The 13,977-nt window shown below is 68.1% G+C and carries 10 protein-coding genes; 5 read left to right on the plus strand and 5 right to left on the minus strand.

Features of this window, described 5'->3' with window-relative positions; genetic code table 11:
- The first annotated feature begins 59 nt into the window (after positions 1-59).
- Positions 60-1,634, plus strand: a complete 1,575-nt coding sequence (ahpF, locus tag ACFOLG_RS11990) for an alkyl hydroperoxide reductase subunit F (protein WP_386092054.1) — start codon at positions 60-62, stop codon at positions 1,632-1,634.
- Between the two features lie 84 nt (positions 1,635-1,718).
- Here ahpF and ACFOLG_RS11995 read toward each other — a convergent pair whose 3' ends face one another.
- Positions 1,719-2,294 (minus strand): NADPH-dependent F420 reductase, encoded by a 576-nt coding sequence (locus ACFOLG_RS11995; protein ID WP_386092057.1) that lies wholly within the window; start codon positions 2,292-2,294, stop codon positions 1,719-1,721.
- 186 nt (positions 2,295-2,480) lie between these two features.
- Between ACFOLG_RS11995 and guaD the strand changes: the two genes are divergently transcribed.
- Together guaD and ACFOLG_RS12005 are read left to right on the plus strand one after the other, a co-directional pair.
- Positions 2,481-3,797: a guanine deaminase gene (gene guaD, locus ACFOLG_RS12000; RefSeq protein WP_386092060.1), complete on the plus strand. Its 1,317-nt coding sequence runs from the start codon at positions 2,481-2,483 to the stop codon at positions 3,795-3,797.
- 248 nt (positions 3,798-4,045) lie between these two features.
- Positions 4,046-4,741 (plus strand): pirin family protein, encoded by a 696-nt coding sequence (locus ACFOLG_RS12005; protein WP_386092063.1) that lies wholly within the window; start codon positions 4,046-4,048, stop codon positions 4,739-4,741.
- 43 nt (positions 4,742-4,784) lie between these two features.
- Here the strand turns inward: ACFOLG_RS12005 and ACFOLG_RS12010 are convergent, their stop codons facing one another.
- The gene (locus ACFOLG_RS12010) at positions 4,785-5,303 is read right to left on the minus strand and encodes a globin domain-containing protein (protein ID WP_386092065.1); all 519 of its coding nucleotides are present in this window, start codon (positions 5,301-5,303) and stop codon (positions 4,785-4,787) included.
- 130 nt (positions 5,304-5,433) lie between these two features.
- Between ACFOLG_RS12010 and ACFOLG_RS12015 the strand changes: the two genes are divergently transcribed.
- Entirely contained in the window at positions 5,434-7,368 is a 1,935-nt protein-coding gene (locus tag ACFOLG_RS12015) for a B12-binding domain-containing radical SAM protein (protein ID WP_386092067.1), read from the plus strand.
- A gap of 377 nt (positions 7,369-7,745) precedes the next feature.
- Positions 7,746-8,219: an Lrp/AsnC family transcriptional regulator gene (locus ACFOLG_RS12020; RefSeq protein WP_386092069.1), complete on the plus strand. Its 474-nt coding sequence runs from the start codon at positions 7,746-7,748 to the stop codon at positions 8,217-8,219.
- A 1-nt stretch (position 8,220) separates the two neighbouring features.
- Here ACFOLG_RS12020 and ACFOLG_RS12025 read toward each other — a convergent pair whose 3' ends face one another.
- The 3 genes from ACFOLG_RS12025 to ACFOLG_RS12035 all read right to left on the minus strand — a co-directional run bounded on the left by ACFOLG_RS12025 (position 8,221) and on the right by ACFOLG_RS12035 (position 13,962).
- Complete coding sequence (locus ACFOLG_RS12025; protein WP_386092072.1) at positions 8,221-9,798, minus strand: sensor domain-containing diguanylate cyclase; 1,578 nt, start codon at positions 9,796-9,798, stop codon at positions 8,221-8,223.
- Between the two features lie 222 nt (positions 9,799-10,020).
- On the minus strand, positions 10,021-11,103 hold the full coding sequence (locus ACFOLG_RS12030; RefSeq protein WP_386092075.1) for a hypothetical protein: 1,083 nt from the start codon (positions 11,101-11,103) through the stop codon (positions 10,021-10,023).
- A gap of 69 nt (positions 11,104-11,172) precedes the next feature.
- Positions 11,173-13,962 carry an ATP-binding protein gene (locus ACFOLG_RS12035; RefSeq protein ID WP_386092077.1) on the minus strand — a complete coding sequence of 930 codons (2,790 nt, stop codon included), beginning with the start codon at positions 13,960-13,962 and terminating at the stop codon, positions 11,173-11,175.
- Positions 13,963-13,977 lie beyond the last annotated feature (15 nt).

Genomic DNA, 13,977 nt, shown 5'->3' on the forward strand with positions numbered 1-13,977 from the left:
ACCCTTGCGGCCAACTTTGCGGCGGTTTTCCCGGGTACCCGTATACCAAGGAGCACATCATGCTGGACAACACCATCAAGACCCAACTGCAAAGCTATCTCACCAAGCTGCAATACCCGATCGAACTGGTGGCCTCGCTGGGCCATGGCGCCAAGGACGAAGAGGTGCGCGGCCTGCTGCTCGACATCGCCGGGCTGTCGGATAAAGTCAGCGTGCGCCTTGACGGCAACGATGCGCGCCAGCCGTCGTTCACCGTTGGCCGCACGGGCGAGGACGCCGCCCGTGTACAGTTTGCCGGCGTGCCGCTGGGCCACGAATTCACCTCGCTGGTGCTGGCGCTGCTGCAGGTGGGCGGCCACCCGTCCAAGGCCGGGCAGGAACTGATCCAGCAGGTGCAGGGCCTGAAAGGCGAATACCGCTTCGAAACCTATATCTCGCTGTCGTGCCAGAATTGCCCGGACGTGGTGCAGGCGCTGAACCTGATGGCGGTGCTGAATCCGGCCATCCGCCACAGCATGATCGACGGCGCGCTGTTCCAGGACGAAGTGGCCGCGCGGCAGATCATGTCGGTGCCCAGCGTGTATCTGAACGGTAAAGTGTTCGGCCAGGGCCGCATGGGGCTGGAGGAAATCGTCGCCAAGCTCGATACCGGCGCCGCGGCGCGCGAGGCCGAAAAAATTGCCGGTAAGGACGCATTTGATGTGTTGGTGGTCGGCGGCGGGCCGGCCGGCGCGGCGGCAGCCATCTACACTGCGCGCAAGGGCATCCGCACCGGCGTGGTGGCGGAGCGCTTCGGCGGCCAGGTGCTGGACACCATGGGCATCGAAAACTTCATCTCGGTAAAGGAAACCGAAGGGCCGAAACTGGCAATGGCGCTGGAGCAGCATGTGCGCGACTACGAGGTGGACATCATGAACCTGCAGCGCGCCCGCAAGCTGCTGCCGGCCAGCGAAACCGCCAGCGGTCTCACCGAAGTACAGCTGGAAAGCGGCGCCACGCTGCAGGCCAAGACGGTGATCATCGCCACCGGTGCGCGCTGGCGCGAAATGAACGTGCCGGGCGAGCAGGAATACCGCAACAAGGGCGTGGCCTACTGCCCGCACTGCGACGGCCCGCTGTTCAAGGGCAAGCGGGTGGCGGTGGTGGGCGGCGGTAACTCCGGCGTGGAGGCGGCCATCGACCTGGCCGGCATCGTGTCGCACGTGACGCTGCTGGAGTTCGGCGATGCGATGCGGGCCGATGCGGTGCTGCAGCACAAGCTGCGCAGCCTGCCCAACGTGACGGTGATCCTGCAGGCGCAGACCACTGCGGTGCGCGGCGACGGCAGCAAGGTGAACGGACTCGACTATATTGATCGCGTCAGCGGAGAAGCGCGCCATATCGCGCTGGACGGCATCTTCGTGCAGATCGGCCTGTTGCCGAACACCGACTGGCTGCGCGGCAGCGTGGAGCTGTCCAGCCGTGGCGAGATTCTGGTCGGCCGCCAGCAGGACACCACCGTGCCGGGGGTGTACGCCGCCGGCGACGTAACCGACGTGCCGTACAAGCAGATCATCATCGCCATGGGCGAGGGCGCCAAGGCCGCGCTCGGCGCCTTCGACCACCTGATCCGCAGCGACGTGGCCGCTGGCTAGGCCACACAGAATTCATGCCTCCTTGGGCGCCCCGTCATCCTCGTGATGCGGGGCGTTTTTTTTTGCTGCGGCCAACCTTGGGCGCTAGCGCACCAGCCGGAAGCCCATGTCCGCCCCCAGCCCCTGCACATAGGCCAGGCGGATGTTGAGCAGCGCCATCGGTTCCAGGTAGCGCGCCATCTGCAGCGGGCCGGCGTCCACCGCGTCGAAGCCCAGCGCCGCCACCAGCGCCAGCACCGTCTGCTTGGCGGCGGCATCGTCGCCGGCCACCAGCCCCACCAGCTGCTCGCCCTTGACGTGGCCGCTGGCCATGGTGCCGGCAAAGCAGGTGTTGAACGCCTTCACCACCCGCGCCGCCGGCAGCTTCAGCTGCAGCTGTTCGGCGCCGCTGGTGTCGAAGCCTGCGGCCAGGTGCAGGCTGTCGGTGAGCAGGTTGGTGGCGTCCACCACCACCTTGCCGTTGGCCGCCACGCCCAGCGCGGTGACCACGTTGTCGGTTTCGCTGAACGGCATGGCCAGGATGATCAGCTCGCTGGCCAGCGCCGCCTGGTGGACCAGCAGCGGGTCGCGGCCGACGGCGCGCGCCTGGTGCCCGAGTTGCGTCAGCCCGCCCTGCAGCGCGCTGCCGACATTGCCCTTGCCGATGATGGCGATGTGCATGATGTGCTCCCTGCCGGCAGATCCGGCGTCAATCGGTGCCGCGCTGCCGGCGACGGCCGGCGCGCTCCCGCTTCAGTGAAGACCATACGCGCGGCGCCCACCAGTGATTTCGCCGCCGCCGCGCGGCGGACAACGGCCGCCGGATGCGTCATAACGAAACTGTCGGCAACGGACGGGGGCGGGCTTGTGCAAGACATCATTCTGCGCGGCGAGGTGCTGCATTTTCTGCGTGATCCGGGGCCGGACGACGACGCCGCGGCCTGGCAGCACTGGCCGGACGGCTATGTAGCGATCCACGCCGGCCGGATCGCCGGCTGCGGCGACTGGGCGGCGCTGAGCGCGCCAAGCCTGGCTGCGGCCAACGTGCACGATCACCGCGGTCGGCTGATTCTGCCCGGGCTGATCGACTGCCATCTGCACTACGCCCAGGCCGGCATCATCGGCGCCTTCGGCCGCCAGCTGCTGGACTGGCTGCAGCACTACACTTTTCCGGCCGAGGCGGCGTTTGCCGATGCCGAACTGGCGCGGCGCACGGCGGATTTCGTGCTCGACCGGCTGCTGGCGCACGGCACCACCACCGCGGCGGTGTTTGCCACCGTGCACCCGGTATCGGTGGATGCGCTGATGGCGGCGGCGCTGGCGCGCAATATGCGGCTGATCGGCGGCAAGGTGCTGATGGACCGCCACGCACCGCCGGCGCTGTGCGACAGCGCCGAGCGCGGCGCCGCCGAATCCGCCGCGCTGATCGCGCGCTGGCATGGCAAGGGGCGACTGGCCTACGCGGTGACGCCGCGCTTCGCGCCCACCTCCACGCCGCGGCAGCTGCAACTGGCCGGTGAGCTGTATGCCAGTACCCCCGGGCTGTACGTGCAGTCGCACCTGGCGGAAAACCGCGCCGAGTGCCAGTGGGTGGCGCAGCTGTTTCCCGGGCGCAGCGACTACCTGGACGTGTATCGCCACTACGGCCTGCTGGGGCCGCGCTGCATCTACGGCCACGGCATTCATCTGGATGCCGCGCAGCGGCAGCTGCTGGCCGCGAGCGGCACCGCGCTGGCGTTTTGTCCCAGCTCCAACCTGTTTCTGGGCAGCGGTTTTTTCGATTACCACGCCGCGCGGCAGGCCGGGGTGGCGGTGGGGCTGGCCAGCGACATCGGCGCCGGCACCTCGCTGAGCCTGATCCGCACCCTGGGCGATGCCTACAAGGTGTCGCAGTGCCGGCAGCAGCCGTTGCCGCCGCTGCGCGGCTGGTATCTGGCCACGCTGGCCGGCGCCGAGGCGCTGCGGCTGGAACACTGCCTGGGCAATTTCGCGGTGGGCAAGGAGGCCGACTGCGTGGTGCTGGCGCCGGCGGCCACGCCGGAGCTGGCGTTCCGCCTGCAGGGCGTGACCAGCCTGGCCGAGCGGCTGTTTGCGCTGGCCACCCTGGGCGACGAGCGCTGCGTGGCGGCCACCTATGTGGCCGGGCAACAGGTTGGCCGCAGCGTGCCGCCAGCCGGACCCTGATGCCGTGTTGCGCTGCCAGGCGCAGCCTTACTGCGGGTTTGGCGCGTGCTGGTGCGGGCGACGCCGCGCGGCGGTGGCGGCCGCTGCTTCGCGCCGGTCTATTGCTTGTTCGGTTTTCCTGAAATAGCTGCGCGGAATTATGCGATTTTGCTTGGCCGGCGCAGCGGGTAAAGTAGCTAGTACTGCAGCCGGACATGGCGCCTGGCGCGCCACCGGCCTGCAGGGCAACTTATTCAGGAGAATTCACCATGATCGACATCCGTCGCGCCGATTCCCGTGGCCAGGCTGATTTTGGCTGGCTGCAAAGCCGCCACAGCTTCTCGTTCGCCAGCTACTACGATCCGGCGCACATGGGCTTTTCCGATCTGCGGGTGATCAACGACGACCGCGTGCTGCCGCGCGCCGGCTTCGACACCCACGGTCACCGCGACATGGAAATCATCAGCTACGTGCTGCAGGGCGCCATCCGCCACCGCGATTCCACCGGTACCGAGGAGGTGCTGCGCGCCGGCGAGTTCCAGCTGATGAGCGCCGGCCGCGGCATCCTGCACAGCGAGTACAACGCCAGCGACAGCGAAGAACTGCGCTTCCTGCAGATCTGGATCGAGCCGGCCGAGCGCGGCGGCACGCCTGGCTACCAGCAGAAGGACTTCGGCCTGGCGCCGGGGCTGACGCTGGTGGCGTCGCCGGATGGCGCCGACGGCAGCCTGCAGATGCGCCAGGATGCGCGGCTGTACCAGCTGATCCTGGCGCCGGGCGAGAGCCTGGAGTTCAGCCAGCAGCCGGGGCGCTGCAGCTATGTGCACGTGGTGAAGGGGCAGCTGCAGCTGGTCGATGAGCAGATCGGGCCGGGCGATGCCGCCAAGGTCACCGCGCAGCCGGCCTACGCCTTGCGCAACGTTGGCCGCGAGCCGCTGCAGGCGCTGCTGTTCGACCTGGCCTAGCTATATGACGGCGCCCGGCCGCGGCGGCGGCGGGCGCCGTTGTTCATGGCCGCGCCGCTTGCGCCCGCGCCGCGGCCTGCGCCAGCCCCTGCTGCATCAGGCCGGCGATCAGGTCGTAGGCCTGTGACCAGGCCTCGGCCAGCTCCGGCGTCAGCTGCTTGCCGAGGTGCTGCTGCAGCACCTCGGTCATCGCCGCCTTCAGGATGGCGAAATGCTCCGGCTGCACGCCGTAGCGGTAATGCTGCGCCCCCAGGCCGATGATGATGAAGCGGATGCTGTCCAGATCGTGCAGGCTGGTGAGCACGGTGTTCAGCGTGCGGCCCAGGTTCTGCACCAGCCGCTCCTGCGGCAGGCTGAACATCGGGCGCAGGCTGGGGTCGAGGCGGAACAGCGCGTCGTAGATGTCGTGGGTGAACTGGTCGCGGTCGTAGGACAACTGGTCCCAGGCGCGTTGCACCAGGTCGATCTGGATATCGTTCATGGCGGTGAGGTCGCGGGGCGTGGTGGAGGCTGTTGTCACTATAGGCAGTGGCGGCGGCGGGCGATGGAAATTGCATGGCATGAGATGGCATCCCGTGGCGTGGTGTTGGCATGGCGCGGCGGCCAACCATGCCAAGCCGGCAGTTTCGTGAGAAAATCGCGCCATCACGGGCAGCCACGGCTGCCCGCCTTGTTTTTAGCCGGAACCCGCCATGTCCCAGATTGCTTCGCCCCGCGTGCTGTCGCTGATCCCACCGATGACGCAGCTGAACACGCCGTACCCGTCCACCGCCTATATCACCGGCTTCCTGCGCTCGCGCGGCGTGGCGGCGGTGCAGGAAGACCTGGCGCTGGCGCTGGTGCTGCGGCTGTTCTCGCGCGCCGGGCTGCAGGCGATCGGCCCGGCGGTGGCGGCGGTGCCGGAGAAGAAGCGCAGCCAGCAGCTGTGGCACTTCATCGAACACCGCGAGCAGTACCTGGCCACCATCGACCGCGTGATCGCCTTCTTGCAGGGGCGCGATGCCACGCTGGCCTACCGCATTGCCAGCCGCGGCTACCTGCCGGAAGGCGCGCGCTTCGCCTCGCTGGACAACTACCTGGACCCGGACGACCCGGACGGCGGCGACCCGCTGGCGTGGGCGTTCGGTGCGCTGGGCAGCTACGATCGCGCCCGCCACCTGGCCACGCTGTACCTGAACGACGTGGCCGATGTGCTGCGCGAGGCGGTGGACCCGCGCTTCGAGTTCGTGCGCTATGCCGAATCGCTGGCCATGGCGCAGCCCACTTTCGAGCCGCTGGCCAAGGCGCTGGCGGCCAAGCCCAATCTGGTGGACGACGCGCTGGCCGAGCTGACCGTGGCCGCCATCGAACGCCACCAGCCGGACGTGGTGCTGCTGTCGGTGCCGTTCCCCGGCTCGGTGTACGCGGCGTTCCGCATCGCGCAGACGATAAAGCAACGTTGGCCGCAGATCCGCACCGTGCTGGGCGGCGGCTTCGTCAACACCGAGCTGCGCGAGCTGAAAGAGCCGCGGGTGTTCGACTACTTCGACTTCATCACCCTGGACGACGGCGAGAAGCCGATCCTGGCGTTGCTGGAGCACTTCGCCGGCCAGCGCGGCACCAGCCGGCTGGTGCGCACCTATCTGCGCGAAGCCGGGGAAGACGGGAAGGCCGCGGTCCGTTACGTGAACATGATGGAAGCCGACGTGCCGTTCGCCGAGGTGGGCACCCCCACCTGGGACGGGCTGCCCATCGACCGCTACCTGTCGCTGCTGGACATGCTCAACCCGATGCACCGGCTGTGGAGCGACGGGCGCTGGAACAAGCTGACGGTGGCGCACGGCTGCTACTGGAAGAAGTGCAGCTTCTGCGACGTGACGCTGGACTACATCTCGCGCTACGAGACCGCTTCGGCCGAGGTGCTGGTAGACCGCATCGAGGCCATCATCGCCGAGACCGGGCAGACCGGCTTCCACTTCGTGGACGAGGCGGCGCCGCCCAAGATGCTGCGCGCGCTGGCCGAGGAACTGCTGCGCCGCAAGGTGAGCATCTCCTGGTGGGGCAATATCCGCTTCGAGAAATCCTTCAGCCCCGAGCTGTGCCAGCTGCTGGCCGAATCCGGCTGCATCGCCATTTCCGGCGGGCTGGAAGTGGCCTCCGACCGGCTGCTCAAGCTGATGAAGAAGGGGGTGTCGGTGGAGCAGGTGGCGCGGGTGACGCAGGGCTTTACCGAGGCCGGCATCCTGGTGCACGCCTACCTGATGTACGGCTTCCCCACCCAGACGGTGCAGGACACCGTGGACGCGCTGGAATATGTGCGCCAGCTGTTCGACAACGGCTGTATCCAGAGCGGCTTCTTCCACCGCTTTGCCTGCACCGTGCACTCGCCGGTAGGGCAGAACCCGGACGAATACGGCGTGCAGCTGATTCCGCAGCCGGAAATCACCTTCGCCCGTAACGACGTGGGCTTCATCGACCCCACCGGCACCGACCACGAAGCCATGGGGCGCGGGCTGAACAAGGCGCTGTACAACTTCATGCACGGAATCGGCCTGGAGATGAACGTGCAGCAGTGGTTCGACGTGCGGGTACCCAAGTCGCGGGTGCCGCGCCATTTCATTACCCGCGCGCTGCAGCAGCGCGACTGAGTCGCCGGCGGACAAGACCATGCGGCCAACCTTGGGGGATGCAAGGTTGGCCGCATGCTTTTGTGCGCGGCGCCGCTCTGTTGGTGGGCCGTCGGTCTTTGTCCCGGTCGTTGCCGACCTGCTTCTTTGCCACCCGCTGCCGGCCGCCGGCTGGCCGTGGTGGGCACAGTGGCAGTGGCGTTGGCAGCCCCGCCGCGTGGGTGGCGGCGGGTGGGCAACCGGCTGGTGGCCAGCTGTCTGCACGGGGTGGGGCAGTGGGAAAACTGTACCGCGCGCCGCGGTACAAGGGCTTTCGAAGTGGCTGTCATTTGCTGCTGGGATGGATAGAATGTTCGCTGAATGGCGGTTTTTGGCGAACAATCTTTTTTGGTGGCGAAATGGAAGAAAGCGAATTCACCCTCAGCGCGCAGGACAGAAAGATTCTGCGCGAGCTGCAGCGCAATGCGCGGCTGTCGAATGCCGAGCTGGCGGAGCGGGTGGGCATGTCGCCGTCGGCGTGCTGGAAGCACACCCGGCAGCTGGAGCAGGCCGGCTATATCCAGGGCTATGTGGCGCTGATCGACCAGAAGAAGATGGGGCTGCGCGACACGGTGATCATCGAGGTGACGCTGAACGCGCACGAGGAGGACACCCTGGCGCGCTTCGGCGAGGAGCTGGCGGCGCTGCCGGAGGTGCTGGAAGCGCATTTGCTCAGCGGCGAATACGACTACCTGATCAAGGTGGCGGTGGACGGCACCGCCGGCTACGAGCGCTTCCTGCGCGAGAAGCTGTACAAGATCCACGGCATCCGCCACAGCCGCTCGCACTTCACGCTGCGCTGCATGAAGTCGGTGCCGTCGGTGCAGGTGTAGTTCAGCCGTCGTCGTGGCGGCAGCCGCGGTTCTTGCCGCTGGCCTTGGCGCGGTACAGCGCCTTGTCGGCCTGGCGGTAGGCTTCGGCGGCGTCCGGCTGCGCGCCCTGCAGCAGCAACACGCCGCCCAGCGAGATGGTGAGCACGCCGTGCTCGCTGCCCGGATGCGGGATGCGGGCGTCGCAGACCGCGGCGGCGACGCGGTCCATGAACGCCTGCAGCCGCGGCTGGTCCGGCAGGCTGGTGACGATGGCGAACTCCTCGCCGCCCAGGCGGTAGACGCGGTCGTCCTGGCGCTGCGCCACCAGCTGCACCACGCGCGAGATGTCCTGCAGCGCCTTGTCGCCGGCCGGGTGGCCGAGGGTATCGTTGTAGTGCTTGAAGTTGTCGACATCGAACAGGATCAGCGCCAGCGAGCTGCCGCCGCGCTTGAGGTGGCCCAGCGCGTCGTGCAGCTGCTCGTCGAAGGCGCGGCGGTTCCACAGCCCGGTGAGCCAGTCGTGGGTGGACAGCTGCTCCACCCGCGCCCAGCTGCGCAGCAGGATCACCACCAGCCCCAGGCTGCCGCTGAGAAACAGCACCAGCAGCCAGAACGGCAGCGACTGGCGCATGGCCTCGCGCTGCAGCGCCCGCGCGTCGCCATCCAGCACCAGATACCAGGTGTTGACCTCCAGCGGAAACACCGCCAGCAAACGTTGGCCGCGTGCCAGCAGCGTATGTTGCGGCCAACTGCCGGGCTGCAGTTGCGGCGCCGGGCCGCCGGCGCTGGCCAGTTTCTTGCCATCGGCCTGCAGCAGGTGGCGGCTGCTGTGCTCGATGGGCACGCGCTCCAGCAGCCAGGCCAGCCGGCTGGTGGTGATGTCCACGCTGATGGCGCCGCGGAACACGCCGCGCTCGTGCACCGGGGCGGAGATGGTCACCATCCAGCCGCGGCCGGCCTGGTCCTGGTAGGCCGGGGTCCACACCAGTTCGCCGGCCGGGTTTTCCGCCGGGTGCGCCTTCATGAAGAAATCCATGCCGAAGGTCTGTTCGGTGACGAAGTAGTCGGCCACTCCCACCCGCGGGTACAGGTACAGGAACTGCTTGGCCGAGGTGTAGTACACCCACGGCGTGTCCGGGTCGCGCGCGATCAGGGTGCGGAACATCGGCGTGAGCGCCAGCGCCATCTGCATTTCGCGCACCACTGCCGAATCCGCCGCCGGGATCGGCCCCAGCCCGGTGATATTGCCCAGCGCTTGGTTGGTGAAGCCGGCCGGCAGCTGCAGCGCATAGCCGTGATGCTGTGGCTGTGGGTACAGATAGGGGTGCACTTCCCAGTTCAAGGGGCTGCGCTCGGCCAGGTATTGCTCGGCCAGCACCTGCATGGTGTACAGGGTGTGGCGGCGGATCATCAGCTCGTGATCCACGCTGCTGGCCAGCCGTTCGCCGCCGGCCAGCAGCTCCTGGCGGCCACGGCTGAGTGCCTCTTCGTAGGCATTCCAGGCCAGTAGCAGCGCCACGGCGATGGCGCAGCAGCCCGCCAGCAGGATCAGCTGCCGCATCAGCGGGGACAGCGAGCGGGAACGGGGCTGCGGCTGCATAGTGCGGGCGGTGGTGGGGTGGGTCGGCTCATGGCTTACGCGCGTGGTTGCTGGCGACGGGGCAGGGCGGCCGACCATGACGACAGGCAGTGGCGCGTGGCGGGAGGCGGTGTGCGGGTCGGGCGCTGTTGCCATCAATACTAGGCAACCGCGGCGCGCTTTACCAAATGCCGGCGCGCGCGGAGGGGGCCGTGGCGGCACGCGGCCGCCACGGGGTTCAGCTTACTGGCACTTGGCCTTGGCGCTGGCGGCGTCCAGGTTTTTGATCGAGGTGTAGTACAGCCGGCATACCATGTTGCTGTCGTTCTTCCAGGTGGTGACGCAGCTGTTCAGCACGCTCTGCGCATCGCTGTCCGGCTTCTGCCCCATGGCGTTCTGCCAGCAGGCCACCGACAGATCCTGCTGCATGATGGCGATGCCGTCCTGGTCGGTGCCGGCATACCAGATGTAGCTGGGGTGGTTGCCGCCCAGCACCGGCACCTGCTTGTTGCTGCCGATATCCACCTTGGCCAGCTGCAGCACGTCGAAGCTGCTGCCGGTGGGCAGGTACTGCTGGGCGAACCAGGCGCGCGCCGGGCCGCCCAGCGCCACCATCGGCCGCACGCTGCTGCTGCCGGGCTGCGGCGCGGTCCAGCTTTGCAGCAGGGCGCTGGTGTAGGGGGTGAAGTAGCTGTACACCTGCGTCAGCTCTTCGCCGGCGCTGGCCGGCGCGGCGATGGGGGCGATGTCGGCAATGGTCTGGTACAGGCCGTTGTCGCGGGTGTTCATGCCGTTGTAGCCCAGCACCTGCGCCCAGCGCAGCGTGGTGGCGGCGGTCAGGTAGTCCTGGCTGTCGTTGAGCACGGTGTCCGGCGGGAAGTGCAGCAGCTGCACGGTGCGGTGGTTGCGCATGGCCATGCCCAGGGTCAGGAAGAAGCGCCAGTCGCTCTTCCAGCCGCCGGCCTGCTTGATGTCCTGCGCGCCGTCGTAGCCCTGTGCGCCGATGGCGAGATAGTTGGTGAGCAGCTGGCCGTAGTCGTCGGACGGCGCATCGGTGATGCGCACCTTGATGTGGTCGTCCTCGTTGCGCACCTTCACTGCCGGCTGTAGCTTGCTGCCGCTGGCGTCGCGCAGCACGTTCTGCATCAGCCAGTGGCTGACCGTCATTTCCAGCGACGGCGCCGGTTCCGGGCAGTGTTGCAGGCAATTGGGGTAGGAGAACAGCGCGGCGACATCGTCGCGCTTGCCCAGGTCGACATCGACATCGCTGGCGAATGCCGCCAGTGACAGGCTGCCCAGTACTGCGGCCAACAGTGCTTTTTTCATGTTTGCTCCCTGGTGTGAAACGAACCGGCTTGGCGGCTCGTCGCTATTGCCCGACAAGCGTGGTCGGGCCTAATCCTGGGCTGGCAGCTGCCGCGCCAGCGCCTGCTGTATGGTGTCCAGCTCGCTGGCCAGCGCGGTCACCAGCGCCGGCGCGATGGTGCCGTCCTTGGCGCTGTCGTCCAGCGCCTGCGCCAGCTGCTGCAACTGCGGCGCGTTGATGTAGTGCGCCACGCTTTTCAGGTTGTGGGCAATGCGCTGGATGTCGGTGACGCGCTGCTCGTCCAGCGCCTGGCGCAGGGTGTCGGCATCGCCGGCGTGGTATTTGCGGAATTTGTACAGCAGCGACAGGTGCTGTGCGGCGCTCAGCCCGGCCGCCGGCTGCGGCACGATGCCGGCGATCGCGCTGGCCGCCAGCTCGGGGTCGAGATGGCGCGCCACCGCCTGGTACAGCTGCTCCGGGGTAAACGGCTTGGCCAGGTGGTCGTCCATGCCGGCGGCCAGTGCTTCCTCGCGGGCATCATCGAAGGCATGGGCGGTCACGGCGATGATCGGCAGGCGCAGGCCGTGTTCGCGGATGCGGCGCGCGGCGGCCAGGCCGTCCAGCTGCGGCATGTGGATGTCCATCAGGATGGCGTCGAACAGGTCGTGCAGCGCCATGTCCACCGCCTGCAGCCCGTTTTCGGCGCAGCTGACCTGCGCGCCGGCGGCCTGCAGCAGTTCGCAGGCAATCTGCTGGTTGATCGGGTTGTCTTCCGCCAGCAGGATGCGGCTGCCTTGCAGCCGCGGGTCGGTCGGTGTGGCGATGGGCGTCGGTTCGGCCACTGCCGGCTGCGGTGCCAGCAAGGCGGCACGCAGCACGCTGGGCAGCAGCGGGCGATCCAGCATGAGCACCGGCTGGCCATCGCTGTCCAGCCGCGTGCTGTAGGCCGGCTCCAGCAGCAGGATCGGGCTGCGGCTGCCGCTAAGGCTTTGCAGTAGCGCCAGGTGCTCGTGGCGATCGCCCTGTTCCGGCAGGTCGGCAATGATCAGCTGCGGTGGCGGGCTGCCATCCTGCAGCATGGCGCGCGCGGCACCGATGCCGCTGGTGCTGCTCACGCTGGCGCCCAGCTGTTGCAGCAGGCGCTGGCTGTGCTGGCGGCTGCTGTCGTTGCGCTCGATCAGCAGCACCGACAACGGCGTGTCGAGCGCCGGCAGCTCGCTGGCCGGCAGGTACGGCAGGCTGAGCTGGAAGTAAAAGCAGCTGCCCTGGCCTGGCTGGCTGTCGGCATGGATGTCGCCGCCCATGGCCGCCACCAGCTGGCGGCAGATCGCCAGCCCCAGCCCGGTGCCGCCATAGCGGCGGGTGATGGATTCGTCGGCCTGGGCAAACGGCTGGAACAGCCGCCCAAGGTTGGCCGCATCGATGCCGATGCCGCTATCGCGCACGCTGAATTGCAGCGTCACCCGGCTATCGTCGCGCTGCAGGCAGGTCACCGCCAGGCGGATTTCGCCGGCCTCGGTGAACTTGACGGCGTTGCTCAGCAGGTTCAGCAGCACCTGCCCCAGCCGCACGGTGTCGCCATGCAGCGTCAGCGGCACTGTCGGCGCGATCTGCACCAGCAGCTGCAGCTGCTTGGCATCCAGTTGCTGGCGCAGCTGGTCGGCCTGCGCCTGCAGCAGCACCTCCAGCTGGAACGGCCGCTGTTCCAGCGTCAGGGTGCCGATTTCGGCGCGCGCGAAATCCAGGATGTCGTTGATGATCACCAGCAGCGAATCGGCGGCGGCGCGAATCTTCTGCAGGTAGTCGCGCTCGCGCGGCGCCAGTGTCTGCTGCAGCGCCAGCCCGGTCAGGCCGGTGATGGCATTCATCGGCGTGCGGATTTCGTGGCTCATGCGCGCCAGGAAGCCGGACTTGGCGCGGTTGGCCTCCTCGGCGGCGGTGACCGCCTGCTGCAGCTGGCGGGTCCAGCTGCGCACGAAGCGGTAGCCGAGGAAGCCCATCGCCAGGAACATGATGGCCACCACCATGTACACCGCGGACGACGAGGCGGCGATCAGCTCCACCGCGTGCTGCCAGCCGGCAAGAGTGCCCAGCTCCCGGCTGGCGCGTACTGCGTTGCGGCTCAGCCAGAACGATAGCGCGATATACAGGTACACCCCGCTCACCACCATGCCGGCGGCCGGCAGAATCCAGCGCAGGCTGGTCTGCCGCGGCTGCGGCAGCGCAAACAGCTGGCGGTCGCGCCAGGCGCTCAGCGCCGGTGCCAGCAGGTACAGCAGCGGGCCGCAGATCAACAGCATCTGCAGGAAATTGCCCAGCCACCAGCCCTGCCACACACCGAAGGCATCGCTGGAGCCGATGCGGTTGGTGTAGATCCAGATGAAGGCGCCGCTGGCGCTGAACACGCTGCTGAAAAACGCCATCAGCGCGAAGAAAAACAGCGAATCGGCGGTGCGCAGGTGCAGCGGCACCGGCAGCGCGCGGTAGGCAATGGTGAACACCGCCAGCCCCAGCGGGTTGGACAGCGCGAACAGCGCCGCCCAGCCCGGCGGCAGCCCGGCGTATAGCGACAGGCAGAAGGTGGCGGCATAGGCCGGCAGCGCGCCCCAGCCCAGGCCGAACAGCAGGCACCACAGCAGGCACAGCGTCAGTGGCGGGTACACCGACACGTAGAACGACACGCCGCCGAAGTGCATCGGCATGCCGGACCACTGCCAGATCACCACGCCCAGCCCCAGTACGACGGCGGCCAGCAGCGACAGCAGCCAGGCGCCCAGCAGCAGGCTGCGCACCGGCAGCGCGGCTTGCCGCAGGCGACGCGGCGATACCGGGCGGTAACAACAGGCGGATTCGGCGGGGCCGGGCAGCAAGCTTTCCACGAGGACCTCCACAGG

It is taken from the genome of Vogesella facilis (assembly GCF_042648525.1).
In the GTDB taxonomy this organism is placed as follows: Bacteria; Pseudomonadota; Gammaproteobacteria; order Burkholderiales; family Chromobacteriaceae; genus Vogesella; species Vogesella facilis.